At 35.3% G+C, this 16,259-nt stretch carries 16 protein-coding genes; 9 read left to right on the forward strand and 7 right to left on the reverse strand.

Features of this window, described 5'->3' with window-relative positions:
* Positions 1–246: 246 nt before the first annotated feature.
* The 6 genes from QJV49_RS08220 (at position 247) to QJV49_RS08245 (ending at position 6,768) form a co-directional block, all read left to right on the forward strand.
* Positions 247–1,590, forward strand: a complete 1,344-nt coding sequence (locus QJV49_RS08220; protein ID WP_225512847.1) for a bifunctional UDP-sugar hydrolase/5'-nucleotidase — start codon at positions 247–249, stop codon at positions 1,588–1,590.
* Positions 1,591–1,604: 14 nt separating this feature from the next.
* Positions 1,605–2,363, forward strand: coding sequence for a YutD family protein (locus QJV49_RS08225; protein WP_225512848.1), 759 nt, complete (start codon positions 1,605–1,607; stop codon positions 2,361–2,363).
* Between the two features lie 193 nt (positions 2,364–2,556).
* Positions 2,557–3,654, forward strand: a complete 1,098-nt coding sequence (gene rlmN, locus QJV49_RS08230; RefSeq protein ID WP_012897023.1) for a 23S rRNA (adenine(2503)-C(2))-methyltransferase RlmN — start codon at positions 2,557–2,559, stop codon at positions 3,652–3,654.
* A gap of 244 nt (positions 3,655–3,898) precedes the next feature.
* Complete coding sequence (locus QJV49_RS08235; RefSeq protein ID WP_225512849.1) at positions 3,899–4,510, forward strand: nitroreductase family protein; 612 nt, start codon at positions 3,899–3,901, stop codon at positions 4,508–4,510.
* 149 nt (positions 4,511–4,659) lie between these two features.
* Complete coding sequence (locus tag QJV49_RS08240) at positions 4,660–5,640, forward strand: polyprenyl synthetase family protein (RefSeq protein WP_225512873.1); 981 nt, start codon at positions 4,660–4,662, stop codon at positions 5,638–5,640.
* Between the two features lie 222 nt (positions 5,641–5,862).
* Positions 5,863–6,768, forward strand: coding sequence for a prenyltransferase (locus tag QJV49_RS08245; RefSeq protein WP_225512850.1), 906 nt, complete (start codon positions 5,863–5,865; stop codon positions 6,766–6,768).
* Between the two features lie 18 nt (positions 6,769–6,786).
* Here QJV49_RS08245 and QJV49_RS08250 read toward each other — a convergent pair whose 3' ends face one another.
* The 4 genes from QJV49_RS08250 to QJV49_RS08265 all read right to left on the reverse strand — a co-directional run bounded on the left by QJV49_RS08250 (position 6,787) and on the right by QJV49_RS08265 (position 11,011).
* Complete coding sequence (locus QJV49_RS08250; RefSeq protein ID WP_225512851.1) at positions 6,787–7,935, reverse strand: CPBP family intramembrane glutamic endopeptidase; 1,149 nt, start codon at positions 7,933–7,935, stop codon at positions 6,787–6,789.
* A 253-nt stretch (positions 7,936–8,188) separates the two neighbouring features.
* Positions 8,189–8,389: a hypothetical protein gene (locus tag QJV49_RS08255; RefSeq protein WP_225512852.1), complete on the reverse strand. Its 201-nt coding sequence runs from the start codon at positions 8,387–8,389 to the stop codon at positions 8,189–8,191.
* A complete protein-coding gene (gene feoB / locus QJV49_RS08260; RefSeq protein WP_225512853.1) occupies positions 8,376–10,451 on the reverse strand; it encodes a ferrous iron transport protein B in 2,076 nt (691 codons plus the stop codon). Before feoB ends, QJV49_RS08255 begins: the two co-directional genes overlap by 14 nt.
* A 101-nt stretch (positions 10,452–10,552) precedes the next feature.
* On the reverse strand, positions 10,553–11,011 hold the full coding sequence (locus QJV49_RS08265; protein ID WP_003129762.1) for a ferrous iron transport protein A: 459 nt from the start codon (positions 11,009–11,011) through the stop codon (positions 10,553–10,555).
* A 333-nt stretch (positions 11,012–11,344) separates the two neighbouring features.
* Between QJV49_RS08265 and msrB the strand changes: the two genes are divergently transcribed.
* Positions 11,345–11,773, forward strand: a complete 429-nt coding sequence (msrB, locus tag QJV49_RS08270) for a peptide-methionine (R)-S-oxide reductase MsrB (protein WP_225512854.1) — start codon at positions 11,345–11,347, stop codon at positions 11,771–11,773.
* A 129-nt stretch (positions 11,774–11,902) separates the two neighbouring features.
* Here msrB and QJV49_RS08275 read toward each other — a convergent pair whose 3' ends face one another.
* The 3 genes from QJV49_RS08275 to rpmB all read right to left on the reverse strand — a co-directional run bounded on the left by QJV49_RS08275 (position 11,903) and on the right by rpmB (position 14,369).
* Positions 11,903–13,567 carry a DAK2 domain-containing protein gene (locus tag QJV49_RS08275; protein WP_225512855.1) on the reverse strand — a complete coding sequence of 555 codons (1,665 nt, stop codon included), beginning with the start codon at positions 13,565–13,567 and terminating at the stop codon, positions 11,903–11,905.
* Complete coding sequence (locus QJV49_RS08280) at positions 13,567–13,929, reverse strand: Asp23/Gls24 family envelope stress response protein (RefSeq protein WP_025016601.1); 363 nt, start codon at positions 13,927–13,929, stop codon at positions 13,567–13,569. The genes QJV49_RS08275 and QJV49_RS08280 overlap by 1 nt, the downstream gene beginning before the upstream one ends.
* A 245-nt stretch (positions 13,930–14,174) precedes the next feature.
* A complete protein-coding gene (gene rpmB / locus QJV49_RS08285) occupies positions 14,175–14,369 on the reverse strand; it encodes a 50S ribosomal protein L28 (RefSeq protein ID WP_003129776.1) in 195 nt (64 codons plus the stop codon).
* A 135-nt stretch (positions 14,370–14,504) separates the two neighbouring features.
* Here rpmB and QJV49_RS08290 point away from each other — a divergent pair, with 135 nt between their 5' ends.
* Together QJV49_RS08290 and rfbA are read left to right on the forward strand one after the other, a co-directional pair.
* The gene (locus QJV49_RS08290) at positions 14,505–15,164 is read left to right on the forward strand and encodes a DUF1129 domain-containing protein (RefSeq protein WP_095348308.1); all 660 of its coding nucleotides are present in this window, start codon (positions 14,505–14,507) and stop codon (positions 15,162–15,164) included.
* Between the two features lie 191 nt (positions 15,165–15,355).
* Positions 15,356–16,225 (forward strand): glucose-1-phosphate thymidylyltransferase RfbA, encoded by an 870-nt coding sequence (gene rfbA, locus QJV49_RS08295; RefSeq protein ID WP_095348309.1) that lies wholly within the window; start codon positions 15,356–15,358, stop codon positions 16,223–16,225.
* The last annotated feature ends 34 nt before the right edge of the window (positions 16,226–16,259 follow it).

The following is a 16,259-nucleotide window of genomic DNA, read 5'->3' on the forward strand; positions in this document are numbered from 1 at the left end:
CCAAATTAAAGTGATTTAGGAAGCGCAGTAGCGCTTTTTATTTTTGTGAATGGAAGCTTTTAAAGTCTATTACTTGGGTTATAAATCTTATGTTTGTCACAAGCAAAACCGCTAGGGCATCTGTAGATGCTTTATTGCTCTGGGGAAGATGCTATAGCTATCTTAATTTTCACTTGCTTATAAATTAGGCGAAAGCTAGTGAGACCAAATATTGTTTAGGCTTAGTAGCTATGCTATAATAGTATTATGAATAAACTGCGTATCCTCCATTTGAATGATTTACACTCTCACTTGGAATGTTTCCCTGTGATTGAGCGTTTTTTTGCGGAAAAATCACATGAAGAAGTTGAAAGTTTTTCTTTCGACTTGGGTGACAATGTGGATCGGGTTCACCCTTTGACGGAGGCAACAGAGGGACAATTTAACGTTGAATTGATGAATCGCTTAGATTTAACGGCGGCTACAATAGGTAATAATGAGGGATTAGGACTGACACATGAGATGCTTTCTCATCTCTATGATGAAGCTAATTTTCCTGTTCTTTTGTCCAATTTGACGACAAATTTTGCACAATCTGAGCCTTTGATAGTCACGACTTCATTTGGCTTACGAGTTGGATTAATCGGTTTGACAGCACCATATGTTCTCGCCTATCCACAGGCGGGTTGGGAATTGTCAGACCCTTTTGTGGTTTTAGATAAACTTTTACCAAAACTGGATTGTGATTTTACCATTTTGCTTTCTCATTTGGGTAAGAATGTTGATGAGCAAATTGCAAAGAACTATGATGAGATTGACTTGATTATTGGAGCTCATACACACCATTTATTTGAACATGGTGCTCAAGTTAATCAAACATTCCTTGCAGCTGCTGGACGTTATGGCGAATATGTGGGGCAAATTGATTTAACTTTTAATGAAAATAATCAGTTAGTTGATGCACGAATTGAAGCGATAGCAACCAATACGCTTCCTCAAAGAAAATCGGATTTGGTAGAAACCAATGGTTGGGAACTGAGAGGGCATAAACTCTTAGAGGGAACAGTCGTTGCTGATCTACCTAAAGCCTTACCTAATGTTTTACCAGATTTCAAAGCAAGTCATTATTTGGCAAAAATCTTTGCGGATTATGGAAATACAAAACTTTGTCTCATGAATTCTGGATTGTTAGTGACGGATGAATTACCAAATCACCTAACTTTAGACGATTTACATGAATTTTTACCTCATTCGATTCGTTTAGTTCGTTTCACATTTACAGGTGAAGAACTTAGACAAGTTTTGCTTGAAATCATGGATGTTTCGGATTTCCTTGCCAACCAAAAAATTCAAGGGATGGGTTTTCGAGGAAAAACATTTGGTTCTCTTATATTTCATGGAATTGAGCCACATGAAGGTGACTTTTACATAAAAAATTCGGAAAATCAGTCACTTGAAAAAATTTCTGATAAAGAGTATTATCAAATCGTTTTACCTGACCAATATTTGTTTGCTTGGTATTTCCCTTTATTGAAAAAATTGGGAAAATCAGAAATTTTATTCCCTTATTTCTTACGAGAAATTGTAGCAGAACATTTTAAAAATAAATAGAAATAGAAAAATTAATGGCTAAAGTAATAGACGAAAGTAAGTTAAATTATAATAAATATCCTGGCGAACATGTTATGGCAGTAGGGGAAGTTGTTCAAGTTGGACAACGAACTTTTCATATTGTTCATAATTATCGTGAGGCTTTTGATGCGGAAAAATTAGAACAACGCTTTTCTGATGTTTTAGATAAGTATGATTATATTGTGGGAGATTGGGGCTTTGAGCAGTTGCGTTTGAAGGGCTTTTTCTCAACAAGTCGTAGAAAAATGTTGGCAGACAATAAGATTGATCACCTTGAAGATTATGTCAATGAATACTGTAATTATGGTTGTGCTTATTTTGTTTTACGGCGGATTCGGACAAAAGATGAAGCTTTTGTTTCTGAGAAACTTTTTACCGAAAAAGAGTTGAAGCAAGGATTTGATAAGCCACGTCGTAAGAGAAATCGCAATCGAAATCGGGCGCGTGATGAGCAAAAAGTTACTACTAAAGAAGACAAACGTTCAGAAAATTCATCAGAAGCTCGTAAAGATTTTAAAATTCATGAAAAATCTACTGACAGAAAAGCAAAAGTTACTGACAAAAATAAAAAAGTTTCTGTCAGTAAAAAATCTCAAGAGAGAAAAACAGATAATAAAAAACAAAATCCAGCTAAAGATTCTGATAAAAAATTTACAATGAAAAAACGGAATCCTCGTAAAAAAGTTGAGCAAACAGAGACTAAAAAGCAAGAAAATCAAGGCTTTGTCATTCGTAATCGTAAAAAGGATTGAGGATTTTGTAAAAGTTATTTGACGGTCAGCCAACTTGTCAAAGACTAAAAATTATCGTAGAATTAACATTTATGGACTTCTAAGTGATTTAGTTCTTCATAAATAAATGATAATAATTTAAATTGATTTTAAGAGTGTATTCAAGGGATATGAAAAATTGCACGATTAAAATTTGAGATACTTAAGGAAAATAATGACAGAGAATATAATAACAGAAACGCGTCCTTCAATTTATGGATTGACACGTGACCAATTAATTGAATGGGCAATTGAAAATGGAGAAAAGAAATTCCGAGCAACTCAGGTTTGGGATTGGCTTTACCGTAAACGTGTTCAATCTTTTGAAGAAATGAGCAATTTATCAGCTGCTTTTATTGATAAACTTAATGAGCATTTTATTTTGAATCCATTAGAACAAGTTGTTGTTCAAGAATCTGCTGACGGAACAGTGAAATATCTATTTATGCTTCCTGACAAGATGATGATTGAAACAGTTTTGATGCGTCAATCTTATGGCTTGTCTGTCTGTGTTACAACTCAAGTAGGTTGTAATATGGGGTGTACTTTCTGTGCTTCTGGAATTTTGAAAAAAGAACGTGATGTAACTGCTGGGGAAATTGTCAGCCAAATCATGCTCGTTCAAAAATATTTTGATGAACGTGGTTTAGATGAACGTGTTTCACACGTGGTAGTTATGGGAATTGGTGAACCTTTTGATAATTACGAACACCTAATGAACTTCTTGCGTGTTATTAATGATGATAATGGGCTGGCAATTGGGGCCCGTCACATCACAGTTTCGACTTGTGGATTTATGCCAGCAAAAATTAAAGAATTTGCGCATGAAAATCTACAAATCAATTTAGCAATTTCACTTCATGCTCCAAATAATGAGTTGCGTACTTCATTGATGCGTATTACTCGTAACGCACCACTTGAAAAGCTTTTTGAAGCGATTGACTATTACACAGAAACAACCAATCGACGTGTGACTTACGAATATATTATGCTTTCTGGTGAAAATGACAGCCCAGAAATTGCTCAACAATTGGCTGACTTGATAAAACCTAGAAATAAATTGTCTTATGTTAACTTGATTCCATACAATCCAGTTGCAGAACATATTAAATATGAACGTTCAACAAAAGATAATACGGCAAAATTTTATGATGTTTTGAAGAAAAATGGCATTAACTGTGTCGTTCGTCAAGAACATGGAACAGATATTGATGCAGCTTGTGGACAATTACGTTCAAAACAAATTAAGAAAAATAAGGCCAAATTAGCCTAATAAAAAACTGCTGACCAGGCAGTTTTTTTATTTCCACTTTTGTCAGTAAAATATTTCGGAAATAACCTATATTTAATAAAAAAAACAAATATAATGAATAAATATGCTATGCAAAAGTGACAAAAATTTGCTAAAATATAAACAAAGAAAAAACGGGTGTCTGCTCTACTAGACTTAGAAATTGATGCATACAATTTCAGAGAAACTATTCAGCTACATCTCATAAGAGGAATAGAGGAGTATCATGGATTACGTAAAGCTCAATAAATCACGACACAAAGTAAAAAACTTTGACGGTAAAAAAATTCCCACAGTGGATGTTAAACAAATTATTTCTGCAGCAAGTTTAGCTCCTTCTGCCCACAATATTCAAAGTTGGCATTTTGTCATTGTAGAATCAGAAGAAAAACGGGAAGCATTACTTTCTGAAGTTGATCCTGGCAATCGCGAACAAATCAAACAAGCTGGTGCAGTCATTGTCCTCTTTAGCGATACAGATTTAGTTGAACGTTCTCGTGATATTGCTAGATTAGGAGCTGGAGAGTTGGATGATGAACAACTTCTGCGCTTCAATAGTCGTTATCCACAAATGTATGAAGGATTTGAAGAACTTCATGAAAGTAATTATCTTTCTATCAATATTGGATTGGTGACAATGAATCTTGTTTTGGCTATTAAAAATTACGGTTATGAAAGCAACATCATCATGGGCTTTAATCGAACTCAAAAAGTGAATGAACTTTTAGAAGTTGAAAAACGTTATCGCCCAGAACTAATTATTCCACTTGGAAATTCAGAAGACAAAGGAAAACCAAGTTATCGCCTACCTCAAAGTCAAATTATGGAAATTCGATAAAAAAGGAGTTCATCTGAACTTCTTTTTACTTATGAAAAAAAGCCATTATGTTCGCAACATTGGGTCTATTTTGCTAAAATGGAGTAAGATATTTGATAAGTCATTATCAAAAGAAATGAATGAATTATCGAGAGGAAAGAGAAAAAACATTGCTCACATTTTGGCAGGATTATCCCGAAATTCAGAATAAATTAAAGGATGTTCAAGCGCTCATGATTGAGCGTTTAAAAATTAATAATCAAGAGATAGAAGCAGCACTAGAGAAATTTGCATCACGTGGCGGGAAAATGGTTCGTCCTGCGCTTTTTTTGCTGTTCGCTGGGATTGTCCCTAATGGCTCTAAAGACGAAGAAAAGCTCATCAAAATCGCTGCATCATTAGAGATGCTTCATTCAGCAACGTTGATTCACGATGATATTATCGACGACTCCCCTTTAAGACGTGGTTTACCATCAATAGAGTCACAATTTGGCAAAGATGTAGCTGTTTATGCTGGAGATTTTGTTTATACCGTTTATTTTGAATTATTGATTGAAACTATGAATGGGACAAGTTTTGTCGCTAAAAATGCTCAATCAATGAAAAAAATTCTTCAGGGTGAATTGACTCAAATGCAATCTGCTTTTGACAAAAATAATACAGCGAGACGCTATATGAAAGCAATTAGTGGAAAAACAGCTGAATTGCTGAGCCTTAGCTGTTTAGAAGGTGTTTATTTTGCTGGTGGGGATAAAAAATTACAACGTTCTGCCCGTAAGATTGGTCGAGCAATTGGTCTTGCTTTTCAAGTTTATGATGACATTTTAAATTTTACAGTAGGACTTGATGAAGCTGATAAACCCATTTTGACAGATTTTCGTCAAGGAATTTATACATTACCTTTACTCTTAGCTCGTGAAGTAAATGATGAAGCGATTGGCCCTTATTTAGAAACGCCAGAAAATTTGTCAAGACAAGAGTGTTTAGATTTAGCAGAATTAGTGACAGAATCAGGTGGGATAGCAGGAGCACTCCTTGTCGCCGGAAGATTAACAGAACTGGCTTTGAATGAAATTCGGAAATTACCAGAGTCATCAAATCGGCAAATTTTAGAAGAAGCAACACAAATTTTATTGGAAAGAAATTATTGAAAACCTGTCACTGACAGGCTTTTTCATAGAAAATTTTACTGACAGCTAGTAGGAAATTTTTCTGTCAGTAGATTTTTTATCTAAAATTTTCTGTCAGTAACTTTTAAGATAAAGCTTTTAAATCTAGCATTTCTCTAGTTTGATTTTAAAAGTTTTGATTTAAAATGTGATAAAATAAGAAATAGTTTTTATAGACGAATTGATAAATAAAAAGAGGAAATAATGAATTTTAAAATATTTGCTGAACTAATCGAATTGAAAGCTAAAACTGCTTCAATTTTTCCATTTTTACTAGGGCTTGCTTACTCGCTTTATCATTATCAGTCAGTCAATTTGTCAGCACTTGCCATCTATTTTGTGGCAATGTTTATGTTCAACTGTTTTGTTGATATTTGGGACAACTATAATGATTATCATAAAGCAGTAGATACTGATGATTATCAAAAAAATACAAATATTATCGGACGTGAGAATTTATCAATGGGACTCATCAAAAGTTTATTGGCCTTTTTCTTTTTTGGTAGTCTGATCTTAGGAATTATTGTTGCTTTAATGACTGGTTGGGCAGTCTTTTGGTTAGGATTACTCTGTTATGCTGTTGGAGTTTTCTATGCTGGAGGGCCAAAACCGCTCTCATCACTTCCACTTGGGGAGCTTTTATCAGGTTTGACAATGGGTTATGTCATTTTTCTGATTTGCCTTTATATCAATAGTTCTCAGAATTTTGTTTGGTCATTTGGGAATCTGGCAACAACTTTCTTGATTGCTTTACCTAATACATTATTGATTGCAAATCTGATGTTAGCCAATAACACCTGCGATTTAGAAGAAGATGAAGCCAATCACCGCTACACAATCGTGCATTATATTGGGAAAAAGGCAGCACTTATTTGGTGGAGTACAGCTTTAATTTTGGCTTTTATTGCTATTGTTGTCGCAGTAATTTTAGGATTACTTTCTCCAATTATGCTTTTGATTCTGTTAATTGCACCATTGATGATAAAATTTGCTCGACCATATTTGCAAAAACAAGTAAAAAAAGAAACATTTATTTCCTCGGTTAAAATCTTAATGGTTTTTCAACTTGTACAAGTCCTGCTATTCTTTGTTAGTTTAATTAAATTTTAAAAAAAAACTCCAAATGAATTAATTTGGAGTTTTATTATTAATAGTTTTAGATTGATTTGTTTTTTCAGTTAGTGGTCTTGCACCATTGACCAGAGCGATTAAAGCAAAGACTGGCCCACCGATATAAGGAAGTAATAACCAGCAAAGATTTCCTAAGTGGAAATCAAAGAAAACAATTAAAAAGACATATAAGGCGATTCCTAGAAGAAATAAAAGATAAATAGGCAATGCTTTATTTGCAATTTCTGCTCGACTGCCAGCACTAGTCGATATTTTTGAAAAAAGGAGAATCATCGGTAAAATCAAAATGCCATAAATCATTGAAGCTAGGGCGAAAACTCTACGAAAAATTGAACTTTGAGCAAGAGAAGGTAACTTACGAACTGTAAGTTGTGGACTACGTTCTTGAATAGCGGCAATGAATTTTTCTCTTTGAGTCCAACCCGTGTAAAATAATGCAAAAGCAAGTGTACCAAAAATAAACCATTCGTAGAGAATTGTCAGAGGGTTGGTTTGTTGTGAAGATAAACTACCTGAACTGGCCATGATTGCCATGAAATCATTCATACCGTGTACTACAATTGCAAAAATAAGATTGCTTGTTTTCATATAAACCACAGCGGCTAATAGACCAAAAGCCATGACACCGAGGACTTGAATAATAGTATTTTCCAGTGGTTGATGACGTAAATTAAATAAATGAATGAGTCCAAATAAAATACTCGAAATAAATAAAGGGACAATAATCTTATCCTTAGAATTTTTAATTAAGATGCCAAAAATCAAACCTCGAAAAGAGAGTTCTTCAGCAAAACCAATTAATAAAGTGGCCCCAATTGCCAGAAAAATATATGAAGCGGGGGCATGTTTACTTATTGCGATGACTAGGCCGGCGATGAACATCACTAAAGGAAGTGTCAGCATTCCTAAAGCTTTTTTCCAATTGTATTCTTTAAATAGCAATTTTTGATGCCAGAAAAAATGATTGAGTAGCAGTAAGATAATGATAATTGGAATTTCTTGAACTACAATAGATATTAGTGAAGAAAAATGTCCAAAGCTGCGTAACCAATTGATAAGACCAAGAGACTTGAGAATAGGATTGAGTGCTAGAAGGTAGGCAAGCCAGACCAGGAAAACACTAAAGACGCTGATGTATTTTTTCATAGAAGACCTTTCTTGAGTTCAAAATAGTTGTCAGTAAGCCCTTGTGAAAAAAACTTTGACAGATTTTGCATCATATGTCATTTATGTTTTGATTATAATTTTAAATTTTCAACTTGTCAACTATAAACGCAGAGTAAGAAATGAAACGGACCAATATTCTTAAGCATAAAATACTGACAAAATAAAGTTAAAAAATACTGACAGACTTATTATAGTGGTAAATTTAACCATAATAAGTCTGTCAGTAACTTTTTTAATTACAACAATCATGTTTAACATCTGTTTTCTTAGTTGAATGAGATTCAGTTGAAACGGATAGTGTCGCCGCTCCCTTGACTGGGCAAGTGTTAACATTGCAGTCTTCGCAAGCCCCCTTGCTACGAACAGTTTTAAAAATGGCAAATCCAGTAATAATGAGGATGACAGCCAAAATGACAATACTAGCTAAGTTCATAAGTAAGACCTTTCTCTTTTCTGAAAATGAAATATAAACCAACCGACAGTACAATTAATGCTAATAAACTAAAAACATCAAAGTTTTGTGAGCTAAACAAACTACCCAATTGATAAATAATGAAACTCATGCTATAAGCAACTAAAGTTTGAAAACCAACCGCTCGTAAAGTCCAACGAACATCGCCCATTTCCTTATAAATTGTTGAGATTGCAGCAACACATGGCGCGCAAAGCAGATTAAAAACAAGGAGAGAATAAGCGGAAAGAGGAGTATAAGTGGCTTGGACAGCAGACCAGAGTTGGTGACTGTCAGAAGAATTATGAGCAAAAAGGACACCCATTGTTCCGACGATCGTTTCTTTGGCAATTAATCCAGTAATTGTAGCAACTGTTGCACGCCACTCCCCAAAACCAAGAGGAGCAAAGATAACAGCAACAACTTTACCAACATCAGCAAGTATAGATTGACTCGCATCAACATGTGCCAAGGTCCAATTATAGTTTGAAGTGAACCAAATTAGAACATTCATAGCGAAAATAATAGTACCAGCCCGCTTGACGAAAGAAAACGCACGGTCGAAAGCATATTTTAAAACAGTCATCGCATAAGGTAAATGATAGGCAGGAAGTTCCATGATGAAAGCTGAAGTATCGCCAGAAAACATCCGTGTTTTTTTCAAAATAATACCGGAGAGAATAATCATTGACATTCCCAAAAAGTAAGCACTAGGAGCAACCCAAGAAGCGTGAGGGAAAAAAGCGCCAGAAACTAATGCGATAATAGGGAGTTTGGCAGAACAAGGCATAAAAGTTGTGACCATAATCGTAATTTTTCGATCACGTTCTTGCTCAATTGTTCTCGTCGCCATAATTCCAGGTACGCCACAGCCAGAAGCAATGAGCATAGGAATAAAAGACTTACCAGAAAGGCCAAAGCGTCTAAAAATTCGGTCCATGACAAAGGCTACCCGAGCCATATATCCAGAATCTTCCAGAATTCCTAAAAGTAAAAAGAGCACAAAAATCTGTGGAACAAAACCTAAAATTGCTCCGATTCCAGCAACGACACCGTTTAAAACTAAGTCTTGAACCCAAGGGGTAACAGCTAAAGCATTCATTCCATTGGCAATTAAATCAGGAAGCCATTGACCAAAGAAGACATCATTGAGCCAATCGGTCGCTGCTGTTCCAACAGTTTGAATAGAAATAAAATAAACCAACCACATGATAAAAACAAAAATAGGAAGTCCCAACCACTTATGGGTGATCACCTGATCAATTCGATCTGTCAGATTAATTTTACCAGTTTCAGCCTGAGTAACGCAAAGTTGAACAATATGACCAATTAAATCATAACGTTCATTAACGATAATCGATTCACGGTCATCTGCCATTAATTTTTCGGTGATAGAAACAATTTCATCAACTTCCGTCAGTTGTTTTTCTGACAATGAAGTGATTAAAAGCTGGTCGCCTTCAAAAGCTTTTATTTGATCAAAGCGATTGATAAAACCAGTTACTTTACCAATTTCTGAGAGAGCCCCTTCAAGTCGATGATCATAATCTAAAGGCTGGCTTTCATGACTTTTAAGTGCTGCTTTAATAACCTCATCTAAACCTTTATTTTTGATGGCCGAGGTGGTAACAACGGGAATTCCAAGGCTATAAGAAAGTTTTTCAATATCAATTTTTTTCCCTTGACTAGCCAAAAGGTCACTCATATTAAGTGCCAAAACCATAGGGATTCCAAGTTCCATCAACTGTAAAGTCAAATAAAGCGAACGCTCTAAATTCGTTGAATCCACAATATTAACGAGGGCGTCAGGCGGTGTTTTTGTCAAGAAATCTCTGGCAACTTGTTCATCAAGTGAATATGGAGAAAGAGAGTAAAGACCAGGTAGATCTTGGAGACATATACTTTTATCTTTCCGATAAAATCCAGATTTCTTTTCAACAGTAACCCCTGGCCAATTACCAACTTGCTGATTTGAACCGGTTAGTTGATTGAAAATACTCGTTTTTCCACTATTGGGGTTTCCGAGTAGTGCAATTATTTTCATATTATCATCATTTCTTCTTAAAATTCGTTAGGCTTTGTTAAGTGTTCTGGGACAATTTCTTTACAAAAATAACGATAAAAATAGGTCAACAATTTTGTTTGCTATCGTTCAAGGACGACTTTAATTTTTTCAGCATCGGTCTTTCTTAAAGAGAGAGAATAGCCTCGAAGCCTAAGTTCAAGAGGGTCGCCAAGAGGGGCTAATTTTTGCAGATGAACACTTGTTCCTCGCGTAATGCCCATGTCCATCAAGCGGCGTCTGATATCAGATGTTGCGTCAATCATGCGAACGACACCAGTTTGGCCAACTTGCAAGTGAGCTAAACCAATGATATCCTCGCTAGAACGTTCTTCTTTTACAAAAATTTGTTCCAAAAATTCAGAACTTAAAGCAAGACGAGTTTCATCGATTTTGACAATTGCATTCTCACCGTCAGTAGAAATTAGTGTTATTTTTTTATCGGAAATCATGCCTAAATCACGGAGTTTAGCTTGGTTTTTCCCGATAATTTTATGAATATAATAAATTTGCCCAATATGGGTGTTGTTAAGAGTTTTCATTTTACCTCCCGAAATCAAATGATTACAGAAAATGTCAAGTAAGTTTTACATTTATGATTATATCAAAATTTAAAGTACGATACAAGAATTTTCTGAAAAATAACAGTAACTTTTAAAATTTAAGAAATGGAGATCCTAAAATCTTTAAGTACTTTCAATGGAAATCAGTAACGATTTTTGATAGGATGAATCATATCAGAAGAGTACTTGTTTTTGAAAAAAGTGCTAGTTGGCTGCCTGATGTAAAGGTGCCAAGCACTTTGTCAACCAAGTTTACACTAATGTCAAAAAGGTTGACAGTCAATAGTCACATATAAGAAAGGAAAATTGCTAATGGAAAAAGATGAACTTAAAAAGAAATTAAGCCCGCTTGCTTATCGAGTTACCCAAGAAAATGGGACAGAGGCCCCTTTCACTAATGAGTTTGATGATTTCTTTGAAAAAGGATTGTATGTTGATGTTGTGAGTGGTGAACCGCTATTTACAAGTTTAGATAAATATCAATCAGGCTGTGGTTGGCCAGCCTTTACACAACCGATTGATAAAGGAGTTGTCAAAGAAAAACGAGATAAATCTCTATTTATGGAACGTACAGAAGTTCGCTCTAGTAATGCTGACAGTCATTTGGGTCATGTTTTTGCTGACGGCCCTTTAGATAAGGGAGGCTTACGTTACTGTATTAATTCAGCCGCTTTGCGTTTCGTTCCTTTTGACCAATTGGAAGTAGAAGGTTATGGAGAATACATAAAATACTTTTCATAATTCTATACACTCAATAAAAAAGTTACTGACAGAAATTTAAATGGATGAAAAATGGGTCTGTCAGTAACTTTTTATAAAGCAAAAGAAAAATTCTGATATTAAACATCAGAATTTTTTTATTTCTATATTTTACTCAACTGAGAAGAGATATGGATAAACCGGTTGTTTTCCTTCGTGGATCTCAACTTCAATCTCAGGATATTTTTTCTCAAGTTCTTTAGCAATTCTGTCAGCGTTGGCTTTTTTACCTTCTTCACCAATATAAATCGCTACAATCTCACTATCTTCATCAATCATTTGGTCAAAGACAGCAAAAATTGCATCATTCATTTTTCGTGTTGAAACAACAATTTTGTTATTCAACATTCCAAGTGTATCTTTTTTATGAATTTCGATACCATCGACATTTGTATCACGAATGGCTGTTGTTACTGAACCAGATTTAACATCAAGAAGCGCCTCAGTCATAGCGGCTTTATTTTCTTCAATTGAACGTGTAGGGTCAAAGCTCAAGAGTGCTGTAAATCCTTGAGGAATAGTGGCAGATTCAATCACTTCAACAGGAATTTCAGCAACTTCAGCAGCAGATTTTGCGGCCATGAAGATATTCTTGTTATTAGGTAAGATAATTACTTTTTCTGCATTAACAGCTTCAATGGCAGTCAAGATATCTTCTGTCGAAGGATTCATTGTTTGACCACCAGAAACAACATGATTAACACCCATTTCACGGAAAATATCAGCTAAGCCTTCACCAGCAGCAATAGCAATTAAGCCCCAGTCTTTTTTAGAAGTAGAAGTTGAAACATTTGTTGATTTTGCTTCTTTTTCAGCCACGCCTTCATTTTGGAGACGCATATTGTCAACTTTAACTTTTACAAGACGACCATATTTAAGTCCTTCTTGCATAACTAAACCAGGATCTTCTGTATGAACGTGAACTTTAACGACTTCCTCATCGTCAACAACAAGAAGTGAATTCCCAATTCCTGCAAGATAAGCTTGGAAGTTATCGTGGTCGTAGCTTTCACGAGAAGTTGGACCTTTACCAAGTTCAACCATGATTTCTGTACAATAACCAAATTTGATGTCCGCTGTTGAAGCATTGGCAACACTTTCGTGTTCAACATTAACCATACGGTCCATTGCGCCAAGTTCGGCAACAGGTGTTTCTGGTACGAATTCACCATTAAGCGCCATTAAAAAGCCTTCATAGATATAAACCAAACCTTGACCACCAGAGTCAACAACTCCAACTTCTTTAAGAACGGGGAGCATATCAGGAGTCATGGCAAGTGCTTTTTTAGCCCCTTCAAGTGCTGCTTCCATAATTTCAACAGCATCGTCAGTTTCATCAGTTTTGCGTTTTGCTAACTCAGCAGCACCACGAGAAACAGTTAAAATTGTTCCCTCAACAGGTTTCATAACGGCCTTATAGGCTACTTCGACCCCATTTTGAAGCGCAGCTGCAAGATGAATTCCATCAATTTCTTCGTAATCTTTAACATACTGAGCGAAACCACGGAAAAGTTGGCTTAAAATAACACCAGAATTTCCACGAGCCCCCATAAGAAGACCTTTTGAAAGAATTTGAGCCACTTGACCAACAGTATCAGCTGGTTTAGAAGCAACATCTTTTGCCCCATTTGTAATGGTCATGCCCATGTTTGTTCCTGTATCTCCATCGGGAACAGGGAAAACATTAAGCGAGTTAACATATTCGGCTTGTTCGTTCAAACGGCTTGCCGCTGCTTGAACCATTTCTTGAAATTTACTTGCATTAATATTTGACACTAATCTTCAACCACCTTCACATTTTGTACATATACGTTTACGCTACTGGCTGTGATGCCAAGTTGATTTTCGAGATTGAAACGAACACGTTCTTGAATATTTTTTGCAACTTCGCTAATTTTTACACCATAAGAAATGACAACATAAACATCAATAGAAGTTTCGTTATCAGCAGTTGTAACGACAACTCCTTTAGAATAGTTTTCTTGACGCAAAACACTGCGGACATTATCTTTAACAGCAGATTTACTGGTCATGCCGACTACGCCGAAAATTTCAGTTGTAGATGCACCCACAACCGTTGCAATGACTTCGGTAGCAATATCGACATTTCCATGTTGGTTGTTGATAGTAACACTCATTTTCATAGCTGTACCGTCGTCAATAATTTACAAATTTTTGTAAATAAAGAAAAATTGACTGACAAACGGCACTTTCCTCCATATTATTTAAATATCATCACTCATTTTATCATACTTTTATAAAATAAAACAGCTATTATGAATTCCTTTTTGAAATTTGTTATTTATCAAGGCACACAGAGCTGTGAGTAAATAAAAAAACCCGTCGGATGACAGGGATTTTTGTGTTTTGCAAAAAACAAAAATTATACGCGTTCTACGCCTGCTGGCAATTTCTTCAAAGCTTTAGCTGAAGCCCATACAGTTTTGAGTTCACCGTTTTCAAGAATTGTAACTTTTTGAAGATTTGGTTTAACTACACGTTTAGTTTGATTCATCGCGTGTGAACGGTTGTTACTTGAAACAGTCTTACGACCAGTAAAATAACATTCTTTAGACATGATATTTACCTCCCATTAGATTTTTATGTGCTTAAAAACAACATACTTGTTGATTATAACATTTTTCAAATAAAAAAATCAAGCTTTTGACCATTTTTGGCTGTTTTTTTTCACGCTTTCTGATAAAATGAGATTATGGAAAATTTAATCGAAGAACTTACTGCTAAAAATAAAGAATACATTCATTCGGTAACGAAACAACTGATTTTAGTTGGAAAATCAGATGAAGAAGTTAAAGAAATCTTGAATGACATTCTTCCGCAAATTATTGAAGGTCAAAAATCAGGAATTATTGCTCGTAAATTATTGGGAGCGCCAACTGAATTTGTTTCTCAATATCAACCAAAAGTTGCTGACAGACCTGTCAGTGAAAAAAATGAAAATCCAGTCTTGATGTGGCTTGACAGTAGCTTACTGTTTTTAGGATTTATTTCTCTTTTAAATGGAGTAACCGCGCTTATCACTTCTAAAGCTCCGGTTTATGGCTTGATTACAACAATCTTGTCAGCGGCAGTTGCTGGTTTGGTAATGTATATGATGTATCGTTACTTTTACCGTCCTAAAGCGGATAACAGTCGTAGAACTTGGAATTGGAAAGGTTTTGCAGCAACCACTCTATCAGTTCTCCTTTGGATTGCGGTAACCATCTTCTCTGGACTTTTGCCAACATCAGTTAATTTGCAACTTCCCGCAATTGCTTTAGTTATTGTTGGTCTTGTGGCCTTTGGGGTTCGTTGGCTCTTGAAACGTCAATTTAATATCCAGTCAGCTTTGGTTGCTCAACCAAGAAGATAAAAAAAGAAGTCTCTAATTTTAGAGATTTTTTATTTATAATAGGTAGATTCTTTTCATTAGTGTTTTAAAATAGTGTCAGAAATGCCTATTTATCAACCTTTTACCCCCAAAATGACCACAGAGGGTTGTGTATTGAGAAACATTTTGTGTTATAATGTATATTGATTAATTATGATTATGGAGGTCCTTTGATGAAAGGGATTATTTTAGCAGGAGGGTCTGGTACTCGACTTTATCCACTGACACGTGCAGCATCAAAACAATTGATGCCTATTTATGACAAACCAATGATTTATTATCCATTGTCAACTTTGATGCTGGCTGGAATTAAAGACATTTTGATTATCTCGACACCAACAGATACTCCACGTTTTAAAGAATTACTTCAAGACGGTTCTGAGTTTGGAATTAATTTACAATATGCGGTACAACCATCACCAGATGGGTTGGCTCAAGCCTTTATCATTGGTGAAGAATTTATTGGTGATGATTCAGTTGCGCTTATTTTGGGGGATAACATTTATCACGGACCTGGAATGTCTAAAATGCTCCAAAATGCAGCTGCAAAAGAAAAAGGAGCGACTGTTTTTGGTTATCATGTTCCAGACCCAGAGCGTTTTGGTGTCGTTGAATTTGATAAAAACATGAATGCTGTTTCTATTGAAGAAAAACCAGAAGAACCTAAATCAAATTATGCAGTAACTGGTTTATACTTCTACGATAATGATGTTATTGAAATTGCCAAAAACATTGAACCATCACCTCGTGGTGAGCTTGAAATTACTGACGTAAATAAAGCTTATCTTGAACGTGGCGATTTGTCAGTTGAATTAATGGGCCGTGGTTTTGCTTGGTTAGATACTGGAACACATGAATCTCTCCTTGAAGCTGCACAATATATTGAAACAGTTCAACGGATGCAAAATATGCAAGTGGCCAACTTGGAAGAAATTGCCTATCGTATGGGTTATATTACAGCTGATGATGTTCTTAAATTGGCGCAACCACTTAAGAAAAATGAATACGGTCAGTACTTGCTTCGTTTGATTGGAAAAGACTAAAAAGTCATTATTAAAAGTAAAGTTGTCAAAGTAC

Source organism: Lactococcus sp. NH2-7C, from assembly GCF_029953655.1.
Classification (GTDB): Bacteria; Bacillota; Bacilli; order Lactobacillales; family Streptococcaceae; genus Lactococcus; species Lactococcus lactis.

Bases quoted from the DNA above. Each gene is read 5' to 3' on its own strand.
- QJV49_RS08220 (WP_225512847.1), top strand. From the start codon at position 247: ATGAATAAACTGCGTATCCTCCATTTGAATGATTTACACTCTCACTTG.
- QJV49_RS08225 (WP_225512848.1), top strand. From the start codon at position 1,605: ATGGCTAAAGTAATAGACGAAAGTAAGTTAAATTATAATAAATATCCT.
- rlmN (WP_012897023.1), top strand. From the start codon at position 2,557: ATGACAGAGAATATAATAACAGAAACGCGTCCTTCAATTTATGGATTG.
- QJV49_RS08235 (WP_225512849.1), top strand. From the start codon at position 3,899: ATGGATTACGTAAAGCTCAATAAATCACGACACAAAGTAAAAAACTTT.
- QJV49_RS08245 (WP_225512850.1), top strand. From the start codon at position 5,863: ATGAATTTTAAAATATTTGCTGAACTAATCGAATTGAAAGCTAAAACT.
- QJV49_RS08250 (WP_225512851.1), bottom strand. From the start codon at position 7,935: ATGAAAAAATACATCAGCGTCTTTAGTGTTTTCCTGGTCTGGCTTGCC.
- QJV49_RS08255 (WP_225512852.1), bottom strand. From the start codon at position 8,389: ATGAACTTAGCTAGTATTGTCATTTTGGCTGTCATCCTCATTATTACT.
- feoB (WP_225512853.1), bottom strand. From the start codon at position 10,451: ATGAAAATAATTGCACTACTCGGAAACCCCAATAGTGGAAAAACGAGT.
- QJV49_RS08265 (WP_003129762.1), bottom strand. From the start codon at position 11,011: ATGAAAACTCTTAACAACACCCATATTGGGCAAATTTATTATATTCAT.
- msrB (WP_225512854.1), top strand. From the start codon at position 11,345: ATGGAAAAAGATGAACTTAAAAAGAAATTAAGCCCGCTTGCTTATCGA.
- QJV49_RS08280 (WP_025016601.1), bottom strand. From the start codon at position 13,929: ATGAGTGTTACTATCAACAACCAACATGGAAATGTCGATATTGCTACC.
- rpmB (WP_003129776.1), bottom strand. From the start codon at position 14,369: ATGTCTAAAGAATGTTATTTTACTGGTCGTAAGACTGTTTCAAGTAAC.
- QJV49_RS08290 (WP_095348308.1), top strand. From the start codon at position 14,505: ATGGAAAATTTAATCGAAGAACTTACTGCTAAAAATAAAGAATACATT.
- rfbA (WP_095348309.1), top strand. From the start codon at position 15,356: ATGAAAGGGATTATTTTAGCAGGAGGGTCTGGTACTCGACTTTATCCA.